The following is a 22,519-nucleotide window of genomic DNA, read 5'->3' as shown; positions in this document are numbered from 1 at the left end:
AGCGAGATATGATGCTGAGGTGCAATTTCTCATCAATTGATTGGCTACAAGGGTCACAAGATGATAAAAGGATAGGGAAAGTGATGCCTCCGTAGGTAAATTTGTGTTATATTTTTCGGTCTTATACGTATTCAAATATACGATCTGACTATAGAGGGAAAATGGCTCTATGAGCGATCTAGCGAAAGAGATCACGCCCGTAAATATTGAAGATGAGCTTAGAGGTTCATACCTAGACTATGCGATGTCCGTCATCGTTGGTCGTGCCCTTCCAGATGTGCGTGATGGCCTAAAACCAGTACACCGCCGCGTTTTGTTCGCGATGAATGTACTAGGTAATGATTGGAACAAACCATATAAAAAGTCTGCTCGTGTAGTAGGTGATGTAATCGGTAAATACCACCCGCATGGTGATAGTGCTGTATACGACACAATTGTTCGTATGGCTCAACCGTTCTCACTGCGTTACATGCTAGTTGATGGCCAAGGTAACTTTGGTTCTATCGATGGCGACTCCGCGGCTGCAATGCGTTATACCGAAGTTCGTATGGCGAAAATTGCTCACGAGCTTTTGGCTGACCTTGATAAGGAAACTGTGGATTACGTACCTAACTACGATGGTACTGAACAAATCCCAGCAGTTCTTCCGACAAAAATTCCTAACCTATTGGTAAACGGTGCTTCTGGTATCGCAGTAGGTATGGCTACCAACATCCCACCTCATAACCTAGGTGAAGTTGTTGATGGCTGTTTAGCACTTATCAATAACGAAGAGATCACGATTGATGAGCTAATGGACTACATTCCTGGTCCTGACTTCCCGACAGCAGCACTTATTAGTGGTCGTAAAGGCATCGTAGATGCATACAAGACTGGCCGCGGTAAAGTTTACATGCGTTCAAAAGCGGACATCGAAGCTGACAAGAATGGTAAAGAGACCATTATCGTTACTGAGATCCCTTACCAAGTAAACAAAGCTCGTCTGATCGAGAAAATTGCTGAACTGGTTAAAGATAAGAAAGTAGAAGGCATCAGTGCTCTACGTGACGAATCTGATAAAGATGGTATGCGTATTGTTATTGAATGTAAGCGCGACGCTGTGGGTGAAGTTGTTCTGAACAACCTATACGCACAAACTCAGCTGCAAACGACTTTCGGTATCAACATGGTTGCTCTAAACAATGGCCAACCACAGTTGTTTAACCTAAAAGACATGCTTAAGTGCTTCGTTGACCACCGTCGCGAAGTTGTGACACGTCGTACTATCTTCGAACTGAAGAAAGCGCGTGACCGTGCACACATCCTTGAAGCATTGTCTCTAGCACTTGCTAACATTGATGAAGTTATCGAACTTATCAAGAACGCTCCAACACCGGCAGAAGCTAAGATTGGCTTAGTGTCTCGTGGTTGGGATCTTGGTAACGTGGCTTCAATGCTTGAGCGTGCAGGTACTGACGCAGCTCGTCCTGATTGGTTAGAAGACCAATACGGCATCCGCGATGGCCAATACTTCCTAACGGAAACACAAGCACAAGCAATTCTAGAGCTTCGTCTTCACCGCCTAACAGGCCTTGAGCACGAGAAGATTCTAGACGAATACAAAGCACTTCTAGAAGAAATCGCTGAGCTAATGCACATTCTTGCAAGCACTGAGCGTTTGATGGAAGTGATCCGTGAAGAACTTGAAGCGGTACGTGAAATCTATGGCGACGAGCGTCGTACAGAAATCACAGCAGCGGTTCACGATATTGACATGGAAGAGCTAATCGCTCAAGAAGACGTTGTAGTAACGCTTTCTAATGCAGGTTACGTCAAGTACCAAATCTTAAGCGACTACGAAGCTCAGCGCCGAGGTGGTAAAGGTAAGAGTGCAACTAAGATGAAAGATGAGGATTACATTGAGCGTCTGCTTGTTGCTAACACTCACGACAACATCCTATGTTTCTCTACGCGTGGTAAGACATACCGTCTGAAAGTTTACCAACTACCATTAGCAAGTCGTACTGCTCGTGGTAAGCCTATCGTTAACATTCTTCCTCTAGAAGAAGGTGAACGCATTACAGCTATTCTGCCTGTTTCTGAGTTCTCTAACGACAAGTTCATCTTCATGGCAACCGGTGACGGTACTGTTAAGAAGACATCTCTGGATCAATTCGCAAACGTACGTGCTAACGGCCTAATCGCAGTTAACCTACGTGAGGACGATTCATTGATTGGCGTTGACATCACTAACGGTGACAGCGACATCATGCTGTTCTCTAAATCGGGCAAAGTTGTTCGCTTCAACGAGGACAAAGTACGTGCAATGGGCCGTACTGCCTCTGGTGTTCGTGGTATGAAGATACCAGAAGACGATCAAGTGGTATCACTGATTGTTCCTTCTAACGAAGGCGATATCCTAACTGTAACTCAAAACGGTTACGGTAAGCGTACTGAGCTAGCAGAATACCCAACGAAAGGCCGTGCAACGCAAGGTGTAGTATCTATCAAAGTCTCTGAACGCAACGGCCCAGTTGTTGGTGCGGTTCAAGTTGAAGAAGGCGATGAAATGATGATGATCACCGACGCAGGTACGCTAGTACGTACTCGCGTTGCGGAAGTGAGCCAAGTTGGTCGTAACACTCAAGGTGTAACACTGATTCGTACTTCTGACGACGAGAATGTTGTAGGTCTACAACGTATCGACGAAGTAGAGGAAGCTGAGGTAGTTGAAGGCGAAGCTGAAGAAGCAAACGCTGAAACACCAGTGGCCTCTGAGTCAAGTGAAGAGCAAGTATCAGACGCTTCTGATAGTGAGCAAGACACAGAGTAATCTTTCACTTCTCTAGGAAGTTGAGACAAAAACCGAGCCGTTGTGCTCGGTTTTTTATTACTTAGAATTCGCCGGTGACTTATTTAAAAGCCAATAGCTAAACCTCGATCAATATTGTTTTAGTGAGAAAAAGGTAGAGTAAAAAAGTCGATAAAAGGAGAGTAGAATGGATATCTAGTTATTGATTGCTTTGCAGCTAATGAGTTTGTTCTTGGTGGTGATCGTAGTTGCATCAAACAGAAATACCAATAATCTCAAAAGTAATCTTGTTATCTCACTTGTTGCAATACTAGCCAGCGTTCTGGTTTGGTCGCAGATGAAGCAAGTGACTCCTCACTCTCTTCTGATTACGACATTAGTTATTCGGCAACAGATTTCCAAAATGAACTTCAACAAAGCCTTAAGCAAGACCCTAATCAATCAGGCCTGTGATTTAAATTAGATGGAGTCTATATGCAGAAAGGGGAGTTCGACGCAGCCTATAACTGTTACGACTACGCGATTCGTTTAGATCCAGAGGCGCCTTCCTGAGCTTTACGCAGCTAAAGCGAGCGCCTTATATTACCTGAGCTCACAGGCGATGAGTGATGATGTGAAAAGACTACTAAAGCAATCTATGGATCTTGATCCCAACGATCGTACGGCATTGATGTTAATAGCGACCGATCACTTCATCAGCATGCGCTGTCAACAAGCGCTCGACGCATGGACTCAAATCCTCGACTCTAACCAGAAAGGTATTATCGTGTCTCTATCATTCATTCGATCAACCAAGCTAAGCAGATGCTACATTAAGCTTGGTATCACCTCAAACCTCTAAGTTATTTATTTTCCTGCATCTCAATTAGACCGCCAGCGTTGTGGATCTGTGTAAACCCTTGAGCTTTCAAATACTGGGTAAGCTTGCCCTGAGCGGTTACCACTACGGCAATAAAAAACGATAGGCTTAGCTTTGTCTATGCTAGCAAAGTGCATTGCAACTTCAGAAAGAGGGTAGTTAATCGCATTATCTAGATTCCCTTGCTTGAACTCTTCTGGTGTTCTTACGTCAACGACAAGCGCAGCTTCCCCTATCATTTCCCACCCTGTTTCAGCTCGTTCTGAGGCGTGAAGTCCTGAACTTAATAGTGCGATGCATAATGCCGAATGTGAAAGTAAGTGCTTCATTCTTGGCTCGTTGAATTAGCTAAAGGTAATGTGAAATTGGGAGGAATTAGTATTGGTAGCTGGCTTCACGCTTTTCAGCTTGCGCTTCCCAATTAGGTGCCACGGTGTTTAAGAAGTATTGCTTCTCAGTGCTTTATTACTTTGGCTGTTAACGAGCCTATTATTTATATATTTATCATTAAAAAGTGTTAGAAAGCGCTCATAAAAATTGTGTATTACTGTTTACCAATTGAACTGTATTTTGTAACATTAGAGAATTATAAAGGCAACGCACTGTTATATAAGGATGTGTCTGTGGATAACGTCATCTCAAATTTAAAAAAAGAGTTCCATACTCATGTCCAATCAGATAAATGGGCAGAAAGATACAGTGCGAAATCGAGCATCTCAACTCTGACACAAGAAGAGTTAGCTGAGCTGGAAAATGCTTGGGTTCAACTTGTTATTTGGAAACAGACTCAAGTAAGTTAATCGTTCGGTAAAACGAGCACGATTCGCCGCAACTGGTTCATTTATAACCCCATGTTGGTCATTCCAATGTGGGGTTTTTTCTTACCTGGAAGAATGGTTGTTATAATATAACAATTTTGTCACCATCGACCTTGAAAAAAATTGTTAACAGCCTCATAGTGTCTATCATTAGATAGCTAGCTACAAAATATTGCCCAGACATATAATGTAGTGTTGTTAAATACATCGAATTTTCAAGTGAGTATAACTATGGCGGAAGTACGTGCCAGAATAGATTTCAAAGTAGGGGTAACAAGCAGTATTGATGCTGAATTACTCTCTTTTCATGGATTGAAAACAGATAAAGAGCATGTTGCTGTAATATTTAAATCAGCAGATAAAACACAAGATGTCCCTCTTGTTCGTATGCACTCTGAGTGCCTTACTGGTGATGTTTTCCACTCTTCTCGCTGTGATTGCGGTGAGCAGTTAGATGAAACCATTAGAATCATGGGTGAAACTGGCGGTGTGATTCTTTATCTACGCCAAGAAGGCCGTGGTATTGGTTTATATAATAAGATCGATGCATACCGTCTTCAAAGTGAAGGTATGAACACCTACGAAGCAAATAACCATCTAGGCTTTGGTGATGATTTGCGTGATTTCACTGAAGCGGCTGAGATGCTGCGTGCGCTAGGTATCCCGAAGATTCGTTTGTTGACGAACAACCCTAAGAAGATTAATGAGCTTAAGTCCTATGGTATCGAGATTGAAGAAGTGGTGAATACTTCTGCTCATATCAAATCTGGCAATGAAAGCTACCTAAAAGCTAAAGTTTCACATGGCAAGCATAATCTGGATATCTAATCCGCTGCTTGTTGCGCCTAACACAAAATATTTAAAGACCTCACATATGTGAGGTTTTTTTGTATTTATCTTGCAATAAAATTGTAAGTTTGTATTATTTGAATCCGTAGTGTAAATGATAATGGTTTGCACTATTACTACAAATAATAATTTAAAGCTCAACAAGGATGCTTCATGACTATCAAATCTTTAGTGACAAAAGCCGTAACTTCGTCACTCATTTTTGCCTCTGCTTCTTCTTTCGCTGCAGTAACTCAAGATCAAGTTGTAGAACATTACGCAGATATTGCACACGCGGTATTTGCTGACTCAGTAATCACAGCAAAAGCGTTGAACTCTTCTATCGATACCTTTTTAGCTTCTCCTTCTGCTGGCAACTTCGAAAAAGTAAAACTGGCTTGGCTTGAATCTCGCGTACCATACCAACAGTCAGAAGTATTCCGCTTCGGCAACGTGGTTGTTGATGATTGGGAAGGTCAACTGAATGCATGGCCACTAGATGAAGGTCTGATTGATTACGTTTCTTCTGATTATCAATACGAACTGGGTAACGAGGGCGCAAGCGCTAACATCGTTGCAAACAAAACGTTCCAAATCGGTCAAACGACAGTAGACGCGACGAACATTACGCCTAAACTAATTGCCGAGCTTAACGAGATCGGTGGTTCTGAAGCGAACGTTGCATCTGGTTACCACGCGATTGAATTCCTACTTTGGGGCCAAGACCTAAACGGCACAAACGCAGGTGCTGGTCAGCGTGCTTACACTGACTTCGTTGTTGGGGCTGAATGTACAAACGGTAACTGTGACCGTCGTGGTTCATACCTAAAAGCATCTGCTGAGCTACTAGTTCAAGATCTAGAGTGGATGGAAAAGCAGTGGGCTAAAGGCGAGAAAGGTAACTACCGTCAAGAGCTTCTTTCTGAGCCTAGCGAAAATGGTCTACGTAAAATGCTATTCGGCATGGGTTCACTTTCTCTAGGTGAACTTGCTGGTGAGCGTATGAAGGTAGCTCTAGAAGCTAACTCTACTGAAGATGAGCACGATTGCTTCTCTGATAACACGCACCACTCTCACTACTACAATGAGCAAGGCATCTACAACGTTTACACGGGTCTATACAAGCGTGAAGACGGTACTCTACTTTCAGGTCCAAGCCTATTTGACCTAGTTGAGCAAAAAGATGAGCAAGCGGCGAAAGAGATTCAAAAGCAGTTTGACCTAGCACGTGCACAAGTAGGCCAGCTAGTAACATCGGCTGAGAAAAACAACCAGCACTTTGACCAGCTAATCGCTGCTGACAACGCTGCAGGTAATGCATTAGTAAACAAAACAATTGTTGCTCTAGTATCTCAAACAGCTGCAATTGAGCGTGCTGCTGGTGTGATTGGCATCGATAGCCTAAACCCAGACACGGCTGACCACGAGTTCTAAGAACCCGAGCCAGGAACAAATGTAAGGGCTCTGATTGAGCCCTTAATTGTTTGCTAAGAAAAAAAGCCACTTCTTTATAAAAACTAAAATCAAAAATTCAGCAAGGCAATGTATGAAGTCGTATCTATCAGCCTCACTCTTAACCGCACTGTTTTTCGTATCTCCATTACACGCTCATGAAACCTACTCCGGTGGTAAAACAACCGTAAAGAAGGACGGGGCGAATGCTTTTTCTCTTCCTGCTGCTAACTTGCCAATGAGCAAACGCTTAGATTTCAGCGTTGGTAACAGCTTCTTTAGAAACCCTTGGGTACCCGCTCCATCATCAACTGACGCTCGAGATGGTCTAGGTCCGTTATTTAACACCAATGGTTGCCAAAACTGTCACATCAAAGATGGGCGAGGCCACGCGCCAGAAAAAAGCGATGAAAACGCTGTGTCTATGTTGGTTCGTCTTAGTATCCCAGCAGAAACACCTGAGCAGCGACAAGCCTTTATTCGCGATGGTGGCATTCCAGAGCCTACATACGGCGGTCAGTTGCAAGATTTTGCACTTCAAGGGGTAAAACCAGAGGGCAAGGTGAACATCAGTTACACAAATGTGCCTGTTACTTTTAAAGACGGCACGGTTGTTACTCTGCGTAAACCTTCTTTAAAGATCACTGAACTTGCTTTCGGTGAAATGCACCCTAAAACAGAATTCTCAGCTCGTGTTGCGCCACCGATGATCGGTTTGGGCCTACTCGAGAGTATTCCTCAAGAGACGGTTCTTGGTTTCGCGAAGCAACAAGCAGCGGATAACCAAGGCGTATCGGGTAAAGCCAATTACGTTCTTGATGTTCGCACAAACGAAATGGCACTGGGACGTTTCGGTTGGAAAGCTGGTCAGCCAAATCTCATGCAGCAAAATGCGGCAGCATTTAACGGTGATTTAGGCTTAACAAGCAGCTTATTTCCGAACGAAAACTGCACCTCAGCCCAATCAACTTGTGATGACTTCCCAAATGGTGGTGAGCCTGAAGTAAGTGACAACATTCTCGACTTCGTAGAGTTCTATTCTCAACATTTGGCGGTTCCAATCCGTCGTAATGTTGATGATCCGGCAGTCATTCAAGGCAAACAATTGTTCAATGAGGTTGGTTGCCAAAGCTGCCACCAAGCTGAAATTCGTACAGCCAAGCGCGAAGGTTTGCCAGCACTATCTGACCAGTTAATCAGCCCTTATACCGATATGCTGCTGCATGATATGGGCGAAGGCCTAGCGGATAATCGTCCAGAGTATCTAGCGAATGGACGTGAGTGGCGAACCACACCCCTGTGGGGTTTAGGCTATACCAAAGAAGTGAATGGCCACAGCTTCTTGCTGCATGATGGTCGAGCAAGAAACGTGATGGAAGCGGTGCTTTGGCACGGTGGTGAAGCTGAGATGGCGAAACAGAAAGTGTTGTCACTCAGTCGTAGCGAACGTGAAGCACTGCTGGCGTTCTTAGATTCACTATAAGCTAACTTGAACTCATTTGAGCTAGAGGCTTGATGAGTAAAGCAAGTAGCGAATAAATGACTGACTGCCGCTGATCTTGTAGAAATACGAGCGTAGCGGTCGTTTTCATATTTGATGAACTCATATAATTAAAAGAAAAATTAGGAAGTAAGGTAACAGCATGGCTCAAAAATTATTGTTAATGCCTTTGTCGGTTTTAGCCATGGCAGGCTGTCAATCATCAGGGGAGCAAGTGGCTTCGTCAGAGGTTAACGGTGTGTCTTATCAAGCCGACACGACAAGTCATATTAGTCGTAGTGTGTATCAACAGGAGTTTGATTCAGCAGTACTATTCGCTAAGCAATCGAGCGAATTAGAAGCCTTGATGCAAGGTTACTGTGAAACAAATAACGTTGAGTTAGATACCGTTAAAAATCAGTGGCAGCTGACCATGAATAGTTGGATGGCACTACAAGGGCAAGAGCGTGGTCCAACAGCCGCGTTAGAAGAGAGCTGGAATGTTCAATTCTGGCCAGACAAAAAGAACACCACAGGCCTTAAAATGCGTCAGTTGACGCAACAGAATAAAGCTTGGACGCAAGACGAAATCGCACAGCAAAGCGTGACAGTTCAAGGTTTGGGTGCTTTGGAGTGGGCGCTATATGACCAGCAATCACCATTGCTTAAAGATAAGGCATCGGGCTGTTTGTCTTCACAAGCGATCGCACAAAACTTGGCAATGAAATCAGCTTCAATTTCTGCAGCTTGGCAAGTAAACCCATGGCTTGCTTTGGATGAGATGCGCTGGGAGTCGGAATACATTGCTCTTTTGACGAATCAGCTTGATTACAGCATGAAGAAGTTAAGCCGTCCGATGGCAAAAATTGGTCATCCGCGCCCATACTTTTCAGAATCCTGGCGAGCGCAAACCTCTATGATTCAACTAAAAGCGAACGTTGCAGCTCTAGAGAAATTGTATCTAGCTGATGGTAACGGCCTTGATGGCTTGCTGAGAGAGAAAGGGCTTAATGATTTGGCTGATCGTGTTGCTGATCAGTTCACACTGACCTTAGAGACTTGGCCAACGGGTTCGAGCTTGTTCAGTTTACTGCAGAGCAAAGAAGGTTACCGAGAAGTTCTTACCCAGTACAACAAGCTAGAACGTTTGAAGTACCTGATTCATGAAGAAGTAGCGATAGAGCTGGGCGTGGTAATAGGATTTAATGCTACCGATGGTGACTGATACTACACGAAGAAACTTATTGAAAGCAGCACTTGGGTGTGCTGCTGTCCCAGTGCTTCCGTTCGGATGTGCAAGCCGTTCAGGTGAAAACGCATCGAAAAAACCTCAGTTGATTGGTTGCGCGCTTAATGGTCGAGACCAGTATTCCGCAGTTGTCGCTGATGAATATGGCATGCCACTGACTCAGCTACCGATCCCCGAGCGTGGACATGGTGTTGCCATTTGCCCAACGTCATCACATGCTGTGGTGTTTGCCCGTCGCCCTGGTGACTACTTTATGGTGTTTGACTACAAAAGTGGTGAGCAGATAAAAATGGTAGTGAAGGGTAACAACCGTCACTTCTACGGTCACGGCGTTTACTCGTTAGACGGTACTCTACTGTATGCGACTGAAGGGAAAACGGACACAAGCCAGGGCGTAATTGGCGTCTATGATGTTGCGCAAGGATACCGCAAGATCGAAGAATTCACCGGTTTTGGCATTGGCCCTCACGAGGTGATTATTATGCCCGATGGTAATCTTGCTATCGGAGTTGGCGGTGTACACACTGATGGTCGAACACCGAAAAACTTGGATTCCATGCAGCCTAGTTTGAGCTATGTTTCATCGCAAGGTGAGCTTCTTGAGCAGGTTGAATTGCTGGATAAGAAGTTAAGCATTCGACACTTAGCGCATGATGGGGCAGAGACAGTACTTTGTGGCCAGCAATATCGTGGCGAACCTGATGAATATCCTTCACTTTTAGCAATGCATACGAAAGGCGGTGAGTTCGAATCTTTGAACGCAGAGCCAGAGCAATGGGCGCGATTTAATCACTACATTGCAAGTATCGCAGCATCCGATGATTGGATTATCGCTACCTCACCACGAGGCAATTGCTACGGCATTTGGTCTAAGCAAACCAAAGAGTTAGTGGAGCTATCGGCATTGTCTGATGCTTCCGGTGCAGTACTTCTTGATGGCGAATTTAGATTAAGTTCTGGGGCGGGGAGTGTGGTTAGCCAACGCAAACCTTATGAGAAATCAACACAGCAATCCTCCATTCAGTGGGACAACCACTGGAGTTCTATTTGATTCATAACGTCATCTAAAAATAACATGCTGGCTCCAATTTCTTTGCCATACTTATGGGATGGAAAAAGTTGGAGTGAGCATGTTAGCTAAATACTTCTGTGGATTATTGCTGCTAGTTTCCATGAACACATGGAGCTATACGAGTTCTGAGGAGAGTCGGTTTATTCCGGCAGATTCAGAGCTTTCTTTCATGATTATCTACCCCGAACTCACCCAGAGTATTTATCAAGACACCTCATTTCCATTCTTGTGGGACTCTCCGGAGCTTGTTAAAGCGTTTGAATTCCAGTTATCGCTGATTGAACAGGCAAAGATGGCACCGCTTTTCGAACGACAGCTCAAACAGATTCGCCAATACCAATCTCGCCAGCAGTGGCAAGAGTTAGACATACTGCTCACCGACACTTTCATCTACTATCTGAGCTACGTTGAGAATGCGCCAATCATAGGTAAGGAGTGGTATTTCTCTGGGCAGCTGCACTCTAAATTGCCCGCGCCTTCACCTCATATTGTTACGCGACTTAAAAGCAGCGTCGCCAATGATTACTTATTAGAGATGGTGTTGTCTTACGCGCCGCCGGTTGGCGATTTTGACCAATTCAAAGCAACCTATTCTGTTTTAAACACGGCATCAGAACTTGGTATTAAACGCTACCGCCAGAAAGGCCTAAAACGCTTGGGAGATAAGCTTTCAGACAAAGCGACGCTGGTTGAGCGCATTGCATTGGTGGGTGTTGATACTTCTATGATCGCTGTCGACTCTCCTCGGTTTGATCGAGACTTGCAAATCGCGACCAAAGTTTTTCAGCGCATGCATGGGATTACCGCGGATGGGATTATCGGACCAGACACGATCAAGTGGATCAACATGGGTTTTGATGATCGACTTACTTCCCTAGCATTGAACGCCGAGCGTGCCCGCTTATGGCCTAGAAATAGAGACTCACTGATTGTGGTGAATGTACCTAGTTTTGATATGAAGTATTGGGAAGATGGGGAAGAGGTTTTTGAATCTAAAGTTGTGGTTGGGAGAAAATCGAGAAAAACACCACTCTTAGAGATAAAACTTGATTCGGTTATCTTAAATCCGACTTGGAACGTGCCATGGAAAATCATGGTTAAAGATATCTTGCCTAAAGTAAAAGCCGACGAGAGCTACCTTGAAACACACAATTTTCAAGTGATCGATGGTTGGCGTTCGATGGAAACCGTCGATACTACCGAGATAGATTGGCAGACGATCAACTTCAACTCGTTTCCTTATCGAATGCGCCAACAAGCAGGCTCTAGCAACGCATTAGGTTTGTATAAGTTCAATACACCCAACAAGCGAGCCATCTATCTCCATGACACCCCGAGTAAAAGCTTGTTTAACGATGACTTCCGCGCCTACAGCTCAGGTTGCATTCGTGTTGAGCATGCCAAAGAACTCGCGGAGTTGTTATTTGCGACTAAGGTAAAGAAAGTACCTAATCAGGATGATGAACTTGCTCCCAATACAAAGGTCCGACTCAAGAAACGAATTCCGGTACACATTATTTACCAAACCGTGCTGTTTGAAGAGGAGGGCATACAGTACCGTGGCGACATTTATCAATACGATAAACAGGGTGGCTAATGACGGATATGTATAAAATGGTGATCTTGACCAAAAAATGACAACCCACTCTTTATTGATAAAATTATAATGAGTATCAATAACTAACCGTACAAAGGTTACAAATACTAACGTTTCGCACGTTTTTTGTGCGTTGACGCAGCAATTCCCATTATGTATCGTGCGTTTTTTGTTCGATATAATTGGGTTTTCTTGCTGTATGTCTCAAAGTTTATTTTCACGCCGTCAGTTCCTGACTTACGCTGGTGGCACTGCTGTTGTTGCCTCACTTACTCCTTCTATTGCTTTTGCTTCATACCCTGATCAACCAAGAACGATTAGCATGAACAACCTCCATACTGGTGAAAGGTTAGAGTCCTGCTATTTCGATGGCACCAACTATATTGGTGATGAGATGGCGCGCCTTAGCAAACTATGTCGTGACTTCCGCCGTAACGAAATACACCCAATGGATAAGAACCTTTTTGATCAAATTACTCAGATTCAAAATATCTTAGGCATTCAAAAAGAAGTTCAGATCATATCTGGCTACCGCTCTCCAGCAACCAACGAAGCGTTACGCTCTAAGTCGAGCGGCGTTGCTAAAAAGAGCTACCACATGCTTGGTAAAGCGATCGATTTCCGTATTGATGGTGTTGACTTGAAAGAGTTGAGAGACGTAGCGAGAAGCCTACAAGCGGGTGGTGTGGGTTACTATGCTCGCAGCAACTTCATTCACATTGATACTGGCCCTGTACGAACTTGGTAGAGCAAGACTCAGTGGGTGAGCAAAGCGGTAGGTACTTGTCAAAGTAGACATCCAATGTCATAGTTTGCCCAAATTTCAGTTTGCCCTCTAAGGTTTGTATATGTCTCTTAAGTATCAAGTTGTACCTGTTACCTCTTTCGCTCAAAACTGCTCGATTGTGTGGTGTGATGAAACTATGGAAGGCATTGTTGTTGATCCAGGTGGTGACATTCAACAGCTGGCTGCAATCATCGAAGAGCTGGGTGTTAAGGTAGTGAACTTGGTGCTGACTCATGGTCACTTAGATCATGTGGGTGGTACGGTGCCACTTTCAGAGATGTTGAATGTTGAGATTGTTGGCCCACATAAGGCAGACAACTTCTGGCTACAAGGCCTTGAGAATCAAAGCCAAATGTTCGGTTTCCCTCTGTGTAAAGCGTTTGAACCAAACACGTGGTTAGAAGAGGGTGACAAAGTAACGTTTGGTAACCAAGTTATCGATGTGATTCACACTCCGGGCCACACACCAGGCCACGTGGTACTGTTTAGCGAGCAAGCTCGTTTGGCGTTTGTTGGTGATGTGCTGTTTAATGGTGCCATTGGTCGTACTGACTTCCCACAAGGTGATTTCAACACGCTTATCACATCGATCAAGACCAAGCTTTGGCCATTAGGCAGCGATGTAACCTTCGTTCCTGGTCATGGCCCTGAATCAACATTTGGTCGTGAGCGCGCATCAAACCCATTCGTAGCCGATGAGATGCCTTTGTACTAGGTCTGTCATAGAACATCAGAACGATTGAAAATGAAGCTTAGCTTTTCTTCTGAAAGCTAAGCTTTTTTTATGGTTCATCGTTGATTAGCGTGCTGATTTACTTTCTAAGCCTATTGGGTGCTAATCAGAAATACGCTCGGCAGCGGCTAGGTAGCGCCGAGCTAAACCTACAAACTCTTCCCCGCTAATATTTAAGTCATTGGTTGATATAAAAATATCGTAGCCGTGAAAACCTCTTTGATATTTCATTCTGTTGGCGAGCATCGCCTGTAGTCCTGAATAATCTTTGATGACGGCTTTCTCGTCACTTGATGTTTTAGAGGGGGCAGATGCAGCTTGTGTTTGGCTGTCATTAAAATAGCGCTCTTCAGTGTTTTCTGATTCTTTAAATTTACTCAGCTCTACACAGCCAGCTTCAGTGCAGCGAGCGTGGTAATGCGAAGAGTCGAGAACCATGTCTTCAAAGTTCGACTCCTTACCCGCTTGTTTGGCTCCTAAGTATAACAGTGCGCGCTGGCTGAGCAGTAATTCGCAGGTGATTTTAGGGCAGATGGAATCTAAGTAGGGTGAGTAATCTTTGACTTTAATACCGATCCAAGGAAGAGGTTGATGCCAGCCATCTTGTTCATAAGTACACAAGCCGATTTTTTGTATATTACTCCATTTTAAAACCCATCCGCCTTTAAAAAAGTGCTGCTGAAAATGTGTCGGAGTGAGAGTGAACATCACTCGGCTGCGTAGCATCAAATAATAGCCTGTTCCAAGCAATGTAATAATGCAAAAAGCACCTACGATCAGTAACTTTGGATTATCGCTATAGAGTGCAATGATGAAGCAAATAAAGCTCAAAATAACAGCTAGAATACGGTATGCTCGATTGAACGAGGGCAAAGAGAAGTTAGTGAGATGACGAGTGTCCATAGGCAACACCAAGTTTTCATATTTTTGTCTGGATGGATAACCAGTGTATATGACCCTGAATTGATAAGTCGATGTTTAAATAATAGACGCTAGTAGACAATATCGGTATTTTTCGTCGACTTTCGGCGCTTCACTCTACAAATAGCTCCTGTTTTTTGGTATAAATCGCGCTTCAAATTTTCACCACTGCGAAAAGAGCAGTGAACTGGAGAAATATTCAATGAGACTTGCTCATAAGCGTAAGGTGCAGGCTAAACTGCAGAAACGCACTAAAGCGGCTGTAGTTAAAGCAGTGGCAACGCCGAAAAAAGCGAAGCCTGTCGCAGAGAAAGTTGTAGCAGAAAAAACTGTAGCAGCAAAACCAGCGGTAGAGAAAACAGTAGCAGCAACTAAAGAAGTTGCAGTAGCACTGACTCCTAAGCAACAACAAGTTCTAGACATCGTTGTTAGCAATGCTGAAGGCATTAACCCTAAAGGTATCGGCCTAGCAGCTGGTCAAGAAGACGCGAAAGCAGCTTCATGGGCAACAGGCGCATTGAAAAAACTTCTTGAAGAAAACCTAGTAGCGAAAGAGCAGCTAGCAGGTAACAAGGTTATCTACAAAGCTATCTAATCCCACGGGATGATATTCGCTTCGTTAAGTTTTTAAGCCTCGATTATCGAGGCTTTTTTGTATCTGTAGCATAAGGCTCACTCCTACGTTCCCTCCAAACTCCCTGTTTGCTTATTTTGGTTAACCTCTGGCTTTGCCTCTTATCAGTAAGCACCAAAGTAGGGCGAATCTCGAATAGAAATACCTATAATTTCCCCCAAAACTAAAGCGATGAATAGAGCTTCATCACGAAATAGCAAACAAGTGTTAATACGGATTCATTGCAAATACTTAAGTATTTATCAATTTGCATTCTTCGTGTGAATAGTCTTGGTGCTTTAAAACTGGTGATAGTCATTTATCTCCTACGTCGTTCTACTTAGTTCTTTGGTCTAATACGTATCTTTGTGCGGGGTATCCGTGCGTGCTCTCCCTGATATCTTGTTGCCTCATCGCGGTGCACTCTTATGTTGAATCATAAAAATACTCAAAGAAAGAGTGTTAACCCAACAAAGGACGTGAATATGAGTCTCATTTCTAACTCCCTTACACGAGTTTTTAAAAACGTAGCGGTGACTGCTGCAGCTTGTTTAGCTTTGGTCGCTACTGGTGCAACAGCTGCGGATAAGGTTTAACGTTTAAAACTTGCTGAAACGTGGGGACCAAACTTCCCAGTTTTCGGTGACGCTAAGAAGAGCATGGCGGCGATGGCTGAGAAAGTGTCGAATGGTCGACTGTAAATCAGAATCGATTCAGCGAACAAACACAATGGTCCTCTGGGCGTTTTTGACATGGTTAAGTCTGGTCAATACAACATGGGCCACTCTGGCTCTTACTACTGGAAAGGTAAAGTTCCAAACACTCTTTACTTCACTTCGATGCCTTTCAGTATGACGCCAGCAGAGCAATACGCATGGTTCTACCACGGTGGCGGTATGGAGTTGATGGAGCAGGTTTATTCTCCGCATAACTTGATGTCGTTCCCTGGTGGTAATACGGATATTCAGATGGGTGGTTGGTTTCAAAAAGAGATCAACAGTGTTGAAGATCTACAAGGTCTGAAGATGCGAATCTCTGGTTTTGCGGGTGAAATCCTTGCAGAGCTAGGCGCTAAACCAACGAACATTGCCCCTGGTGAGCTATACACGTCTCTAGAGCGTCGCACGATTGATGCACTAGAGTGGGTAGGTCCTTTACTGGATCTACGAATGGGTTTCCACAAAATTGCACCTTACTACTACACAGGTTGGCACGAGCCCGGTTCAGAGCTTCAATTTCTAGTGAACAAGCTTTCTGAAGATCTACAAGAAATCTTTCGTGTTGCAATGCGCACAGCGGCTTACGACATGTACACACAAGCAACGCACGAAAGTGGTAAGAACTGGGCTTGTGGATTGAGTTTTCATTGGGTTATCTTCAATGTAAATAGTCAACTCAAAGCAAGTCTATGAGTCTAAATGTTGCACAGGCTAGGTGATTATGATTGCTTATGTGCCTAAGCTTATTGCTAGGTTTACGAACAGAAAATCAAATGGTTAAACATAAAAATGCTTTGAGCTAAAAGTAATATTAAACAAAAGGCCGACATGTTCGGCTTTTTTTTCATCAGTAGTTTGAGTATTTACGTGAATATTGGATGAAAACCAAACGAACCGATTGAGGTTTACTGAAAACAACAAGTTAACCTGCTAAACTTCAGACATCCAAGTATTTGAATTTATGTGACAACAGTTTGTACTACTTGGATTGTAGGGTCGAGTTTGTGATTGGGTCACAGGTAAGTAAGGGATATTAGTAGTATTCCGTAGAGAGGGATAATGACTAAAGGTATAGATAAATACAGTATTGACAGTACCGATTACACTGTTGGTCAGGATAACGTCCAAAAATGGGGTTTCGACGTACACAACCCAGTATTTGGCATTAGTGCAGGTTTGATTGCTCTGTTTTTGATTGGTGTTCTGGTTACGGATACCGCATCGGCGAAAGCTGCACTGGATGGCGTTAAAGGGCAAATTATCAATTCATTCGATTGGCTTTTCATCTGGTCAGGCAATATTTTTGTCATCTTCTGCTTAGGCTTGATCGTTTCTCCGTTTGGTAAAATCCGCCTTGGTGGTGTTGATGCAACGGCAGACTACTCATTCATGTCTTGGCTATCCATGCTATTTGCAGCGGGTATGGGGATCGGTTTGATGTTCTGGAGTGTGGCAGAGCCAGCGGCTTACTACACAGGTTGGTTTGAGACACCACTTGGCGTTGAACCGAACACACCAGAAGCAGCTAAATTAGCACTAGGCGCAACCATGTATCACTGGGGTCTACACCCTTGGGCGATTTATGGTGTGGTTGCTCTTTCGTTAGCATTCTTCTCTTACAACAAGGGACTACCGCTTTCGATTCGTTCTATTTTCTACCCAATTCTAGGTGATAGAGCATGGGGCTGGGCTGGTCACGTTGTTGATATTCTGGCGGTACTTGCGACTCTATTTGGTCTGGCGACGTCGCTAGGTCTAGGTGCACAGCAAGCAGCAAGTGGTATTCAACACGTATTTGGCCTTGAAGCTGGTTTGGGCTTACAAGTTATCGTGATTACTGTGGTGACTTTACTCGCAGTCGTATCGGTACTTCGTGGTATCGATGGCGGTGTAAAAGTTATCAGTAATATCAACATGCTGGTAGCCTTTTTACTGCTTATCTTGGTCGCACTAATCGGTTACGCAGTGACACTGGGCTCTATCCCAACAACCTTAATGGCGTACATCGAGAACATCATTCCACTGAGTAACCCTCACGGTCGTGAAGACCAAGCATGGTTGCACGGTTGGACGGTATTCTACTGGGCATGGTGGATTTCATGGTCACCATTCGTAGGTATGTTCATCGCACGTGTATCTAAAGGTCGTACGGTTCGTGAGTTCATCACAGCGGTTCTGATTGTTCCAACTACTGTAACTATCATTTGGATGTCAGTATTTGGCGGTATGGCGATTGACCAAATCGTAAATAACATTGGTACTCTGGGTAGTGAAGGCTTAACCGACGTATCTCTAGCGATGTTCCAAATGTTCGATGCGCTACCGTTTGGTACGTTGCTATCAATCATTGCGGTTGTATTGGTTCTAGTATTCTTCATTACATCGTCTGACTCAGGCTCTTTGGTTATCGACAGCATTACCGCTGGTGGTAAAGTGGATACACCGGTTCCTCAGCGTGTTTTCTGGGCGTTCCTTGAAGGTGCGATTGCAGTGGCGCTGTTGTGGGTTGGTGGTACTGAAGCCGTACAAGCTCTACAAGCTGGTGCTATCTCGACGGCACTGCCATTCACCATCATTCTGTTACTGATGTGTGTGAGCTTGCTAATGGGTATGCGTACAGAAAAACGCTAACGCTTATTGCAACAATCAGGCGCGCTAATAGGCGTTTGAAGTCAACATTGAATAAAGGCAGGTGAGAGAATCACCTGCTTTTTTACATCTATTTTTCATACCTGTTATACCATGCTAAAGCCGACAAAAATTGCAATAACCATATCGTTAATAGCGCCTTGAACTTGGCGATACGCCAACTAATTGGCATAACCATAAGACTATGGTTTACATAAAAATATATTACGATATTAAATTGTGAAATCGCTCGAATTTAATACTGATATTGGGTAGTATGCGCGGGATTTCCCCACCACTCGTGAAACTTTGACATGAAACTAACACTAAAACAGAAGTTAATAGGTGCTAGCCTATCTGCTGTTATAGTTATGGCAACAGCGTTGACCTGGCTATCAGCAAACCAACTATTTGAACAGACTCGTAATGGCGTATACCTACGAGCTGAAAGCGTATCGGAAGCAGCATCTGAAGGTATTAAAAACTGGATTGGTATTCGCACGGATATCGCATCAGCATTTAATGACTTTTCACGAGAAAGCGATGTTGTTCCTTTCCTAAAGCAAGCTCGCGTAGCGGGTGGTTTTGACGATATCTTTTTAGGTACACCAGAAGGTGGCATGTACCGTTCACACCCTGAACGTAACCGTGTTGGTTACGATCCTCGTCAACGCCCTTGGTACCAAGAAGCAAACGCAGCAGGTAAGCAGATCATTACTACGGCTTACCAAGATGCAATCACTAAAGCACTACTCGTAACCATCGCAGAACCCGTTCGTCACAATGGTCAGCTTGTTGGTGTTGTGGGTGCGGACGTACTTATCGACCAATTGGTTAATGACGTTATCAGCCTAGATGTGGGTGACAATGCGCACGCGATGTTAATTGATGCGTCTGACGGCACATTCCTAGCGCACCCAGATTCATCACTAAGCCTGAAGCCGGTAAGCCAGCTTTCTAATGACATTTCTATGCCTATCATCGAGAACGCAGTGCGTACTGGTAGCATCGAGATCATTAAAGAACGTGGCGCTGAGAAGCTGCTTTACTTCACGAAAGTACCAAACACTAACTGGATCTTCGCGGTTCAGATGGACCGAGCGACTGAAGAAGCAAACCACTCAACACTGCTTACTCAGCTTATTATGACTGCTGTAGTGATTACGCTTATTGTGATCGTACTGGTTTCTTGGTTGGTTAGCTTCCTATTCCGCGACCTAAACCGAGTTTCTGCTGCACTTGAAGAGATCGCTTCAGGTGAAGGTGACCTTACTCAGCGTCTTGAACCCAAGAGCGACGATGAAATTGGACAGCTTGCACAAAACTTCAACCGTTTTGTGGGCAACATGCACACAATGGTGATCAAGCTAAGTGAGGTGTCTGCTGCATTGGCTAACCAAGCGCGTCAAACGGCTTCTCAGGCTGAAGAACGTAGCGCTCGTATCCAGATGCAACAAGACGAAATCAATATGGTCGCAACAGCCGTTAACGAAATGGCTGCAGCAACACAAGAGATCGCGGGTAATGCTGACCACACAGCTCAGAACTCATCTGAAGCTGTTGGCGCGTGTGAGCACGGTACTGATCAAGTGACACAGACTCAAAGTTCCATTCAAAACCTTGCTCAAGAAGTTCAAATCGCAACGAACGTGATCCTAGAACTTGAAGAGCACGGCAACAGCATTAACGCTATTTTGTCGAACATTCAAGGTATCGCTGAACAAACGAATCTACTTGCACTAAACGCTGCAATTGAAGCTGCACGTGCGGGTGAGCAAGGTCGTGGCTTCGCGGTTGTTGCTGATGAAGTTCGTGTTCTGAGCCAACGTACACACGGTTCAACACAAGAGATTCAACAGACTATCGAATTGTTACAAGGTACAACAGGCAAAGCGGTTAGCATCATGAATGACAGCCGTACTTTGGCTGAAACCAGTGTTGATGATGCAAACTCAGCGGCTGCAAGCCTAACGCAAATTCATGCTGCTGTGGAACGTATTAGCGACATGGCGACACAGATTGCTTCTGCGGCAGAAGAGCAAGCTTCTGTAACGTCTGAGATAACTCGTAACACTGAGGGAATCCGTGACGTATCTAACGAGCTAGCAGACGAAGCACACCAAGCGGCAGAGCAAGCAGCTCAGCTGTCTGAACTGTCTCACGAGCTAGAGAGCGAAATCAGTCGCTTCAAGCTGTAAGCACTAAAGCGTAAATTTAAAGCCGAATGTGATGATCACATTCGGCTTTTTTTGCCTCTTAGTTGGAGGCTCATGCACCGAGAACTAGTTGTTCGGGTAACCAGAGAACTTCGCTTTTAGGTTGGCGCGAGTAGGGAAGTATTTCTCCATAAACTTCACCATCGCAGGGTCGTTCTTTTGAAGCTCTATGAATGTCGCGGAATTTAGCTCTTGAGCGCTGTAGCCTTTGTAGTTTACGTCGTAGTAAGCATACAGAGAGTAGGCTAGGTATTCTTGATCGTATGACTCAGCGTCTAGGTCAGCTTCAACGATTGTAGAGTCTTTTCCATTTGGAAAGTAAGAGCCCGCAAGAATCGCTTTTTCATTCAGCTCATCGAGTTCTTTTTGCATAACTCCCCACTTTGATGAAGGTGATTGTACCGCCAAATTCATCACACCGTAGTCGTGTACAAAGTGAATGATCTCCTCAAACGCAGCGTCTCGTTGATTTGCTAAGTCCGGCTTGTTTTCGCCTGCTGTAGTATCTGTCGTTTCAGTCGCGAATAGATCTTGGAAGCGGTAATTCTCATCTAAATATTCACCTGCGTCTCTATTCGGTCCATCAGCCCAGTCTTCATCGTAAAAGAACGCCATCGCAGCTTTGCTGTCGTAGATAGCCTTGGTCACTTCAGCTGGGAAGTTATCAAGGTAGTACTGCATGATCTTCTTAACGTGCGCAACTTTAGCTGTGCCGTCATTCTGTGTTTTGTCTTCAATCAGTAAAGGGATCTTGTAACCATGAGCTTCCACGCAACTGCGTTGCTTGATGCCATTGTTAAGCAAGTCGCCTGTTGTGTCTGAAATAACAGAACAATCACCTGTTGGAACACGAGCGAACGTCTCTGAAGAGTTTTTAGCGAAGCTTGGAACAAATTGGATAGCGTTACTTAGGGTGTTACCAACGCGTACGTAAAGGTTCATCGGTCTCATTTGGTCGATATTAAACTTGTCGCCAGTGCTATCGATGATGAATTGCTTGTTGATGGTTACGGTGTCGGCTTTTTTCCAGAGAACGATGTTCTTGATGTTGTTTTCGACTTTCGCAACAGCAAGTTTTTCTGGTGTTGTAGTTGAGTTGAAGTTCTCGTAGTAAATATTAAAATTTTCAACATCATACGTTTTACCAGACGAGTTTGTTGCCGTTACTTTAAACGTAATGTCTGCGTCATTTTGAGTCTTATAGTTGCGCTCTGGGATACCATGAACTTGAGCAAAACTGCCGCTTGACTTTAGATTATTACCGTACTGAGTAATATCAACGTTCACGTTTTTGTCTGCGCCATTTTTAATCGACTTTACGCTGAATTGCAGCGAGAAATTGTTGCCCAAGCTAACCACTGAGTTGGCGCTAGATGCGTCAATGACATTTTTTGAAGCACTGCTGTTGTTACCGCCACCGCTTCCGCCACCACACGCAGTAAGCATTGTTGTAACAACAAGAGTAGGAATAATGAGTTTATTTATCATAGAGAACCAAATTATCTGCAAGCAATAAAGCTCGCATGTTACAAGAAATGGTATTTTCTCTGAGTAAGCTTTTGTAAGTTCTGTATTGATATTAATTACAAATGACGCATTAATGATTTGCTCGGGCGATTGGTTTAGACGATGGATTGGCTTGGTGAGATAAGCTAGGGCGGGGAAACCGGGTGGGAGAGTAGTGGGCGACAGAATGGCCCACTACTGAAGTCTGGATTAGAAGTATTTTTTCGCTACTTCAACAGCTTTGTCCAAA

15 protein-coding genes and 3 pseudogenes are annotated in these 22,519 nt (G+C 44.2%); 15 read left to right on the top strand and 3 right to left on the bottom strand.

What is annotated here, in order from left to right:
• Positions 1–169 precede the first annotated feature (169 nt).
• Positions 170–2,812, top strand: coding sequence for a DNA topoisomerase (ATP-hydrolyzing) subunit A (gene gyrA, locus A3712_RS08075; RefSeq protein ID WP_063523007.1), 2,643 nt, complete (start codon positions 170–172; stop codon positions 2,810–2,812).
• 199 nt (positions 2,813–3,011) lie between these two features.
• Positions 3,012–3,607, top strand: a pseudogene (locus A3712_RS08070) (tetratricopeptide repeat protein).
• Between the two features lie 26 nt (positions 3,608–3,633).
• Here the strand turns inward: A3712_RS08070 and A3712_RS08065 are convergent.
• Positions 3,634–3,979, bottom strand: a pseudogene (locus tag A3712_RS08065) (rhodanese-like domain-containing protein).
• A 294-nt stretch (positions 3,980–4,273) separates the two neighbouring features.
• Between A3712_RS08065 and A3712_RS27710 the strand changes: the two are divergent.
• From A3712_RS27710 to A3712_RS08025, 9 genes are all read left to right on the top strand, one after another.
• The gene (locus tag A3712_RS27710) at positions 4,274–4,450 is read left to right on the top strand and encodes a hypothetical protein (protein WP_004740200.1); all 177 of its coding nucleotides are present in this window, start codon (positions 4,274–4,276) and stop codon (positions 4,448–4,450) included.
• Between the two features lie 249 nt (positions 4,451–4,699).
• Positions 4,700–5,296 carry a GTP cyclohydrolase II gene (locus A3712_RS08060; protein ID WP_008222023.1) on the top strand — a complete coding sequence of 199 codons (597 nt, stop codon included), beginning with the start codon at positions 4,700–4,702 and terminating at the stop codon, positions 5,294–5,296.
• Between the two features lie 174 nt (positions 5,297–5,470).
• Positions 5,471–6,730: an imelysin family protein gene (locus tag A3712_RS08055; RefSeq protein ID WP_063523006.1), complete on the top strand. Its 1,260-nt coding sequence runs from the start codon at positions 5,471–5,473 to the stop codon at positions 6,728–6,730.
• Between the two features lie 112 nt (positions 6,731–6,842).
• A complete protein-coding gene (locus A3712_RS08050) occupies positions 6,843–8,231 on the top strand; it encodes a di-heme oxidoreductase family protein (protein WP_063523005.1) in 1,389 nt (462 codons plus the stop codon).
• A 160-nt stretch (positions 8,232–8,391) separates the two neighbouring features.
• On the top strand, positions 8,392–9,453 hold the full coding sequence (locus tag A3712_RS08045; RefSeq protein WP_063523004.1) for an imelysin family protein: 1,062 nt from the start codon (positions 8,392–8,394) through the stop codon (positions 9,451–9,453).
• Positions 9,443–10,528 (top strand): DUF1513 domain-containing protein, encoded by a 1,086-nt coding sequence (locus A3712_RS08040; RefSeq protein WP_063523003.1) that lies wholly within the window; start codon positions 9,443–9,445, stop codon positions 10,526–10,528. Before A3712_RS08045 ends, A3712_RS08040 begins: the two co-directional genes overlap by 11 nt.
• 79 nt (positions 10,529–10,607) lie before the next feature.
• Positions 10,608–12,146, top strand: a complete 1,539-nt coding sequence (locus tag A3712_RS08035; protein ID WP_063523002.1) for a L,D-transpeptidase family protein — start codon at positions 10,608–10,610, stop codon at positions 12,144–12,146.
• Between the two features lie 199 nt (positions 12,147–12,345).
• Positions 12,346–12,894 carry a YcbK family protein gene (locus A3712_RS08030; protein ID WP_063523001.1) on the top strand — a complete coding sequence of 183 codons (549 nt, stop codon included), beginning with the start codon at positions 12,346–12,348 and terminating at the stop codon, positions 12,892–12,894.
• 100 nt (positions 12,895–12,994) lie between these two features.
• Positions 12,995–13,648: an MBL fold metallo-hydrolase gene (locus A3712_RS08025; RefSeq protein ID WP_061032775.1), complete on the top strand. Its 654-nt coding sequence runs from the start codon at positions 12,995–12,997 to the stop codon at positions 13,646–13,648.
• A gap of 120 nt (positions 13,649–13,768) precedes the next feature.
• Here the strand turns inward: A3712_RS08025 and A3712_RS08020 are convergent, their stop codons facing one another.
• Entirely contained in the window at positions 13,769–14,569 is an 801-nt protein-coding gene (locus A3712_RS08020; protein ID WP_063523000.1) for a DUF2982 domain-containing protein, read from the bottom strand.
• A 220-nt stretch (positions 14,570–14,789) separates the two neighbouring features.
• Here A3712_RS08020 and A3712_RS08015 point away from each other — a divergent pair, with 220 nt between their 5' ends.
• The 4 genes and pseudogenes from A3712_RS08015 (at position 14,790) to A3712_RS08000 (ending at position 20,745) form a co-directional block, all read left to right on the top strand.
• Positions 14,790–15,182 carry a hypothetical protein gene (locus A3712_RS08015; protein ID WP_004740184.1) on the top strand — a complete coding sequence of 131 codons (393 nt, stop codon included), beginning with the start codon at positions 14,790–14,792 and terminating at the stop codon, positions 15,180–15,182.
• Positions 15,183–15,685: 503 nt separating this feature from the next.
• Positions 15,686–16,546: pseudogene (locus tag A3712_RS08010) on the top strand (TRAP transporter substrate-binding protein); the annotation flags it as partial.
• A 432-nt stretch (positions 16,547–16,978) separates the two neighbouring features.
• Positions 16,979–18,550 (top strand): BCCT family transporter, encoded by a 1,572-nt coding sequence (locus A3712_RS08005; protein WP_063522999.1) that lies wholly within the window; start codon positions 16,979–16,981, stop codon positions 18,548–18,550.
• Positions 18,551–18,861: 311 nt separating this feature from the next.
• On the top strand, positions 18,862–20,745 hold the full coding sequence (locus tag A3712_RS08000; protein WP_063522998.1) for a methyl-accepting chemotaxis protein: 1,884 nt from the start codon (positions 18,862–18,864) through the stop codon (positions 20,743–20,745).
• 84 nt (positions 20,746–20,829) lie between these two features.
• On the opposite strand, the gene A3712_RS07995 is transcribed toward A3712_RS08000, so the two are convergent.
• Complete coding sequence (locus A3712_RS07995; protein WP_063522997.1) at positions 20,830–22,251, bottom strand: hypothetical protein; 1,422 nt, start codon at positions 22,249–22,251, stop codon at positions 20,830–20,832.
• Positions 22,252–22,519: the final 268 nt, after the last annotated feature.

Origin of the sequence: Vibrio sp. HI00D65 (genome assembly GCF_001635455.1) — a bacterium.
Taxonomy (GTDB): domain Bacteria; phylum Pseudomonadota; class Gammaproteobacteria; order Enterobacterales; family Vibrionaceae; genus Vibrio.
This window is presented reverse-complemented; position numbering and strand designations above follow the sequence as displayed.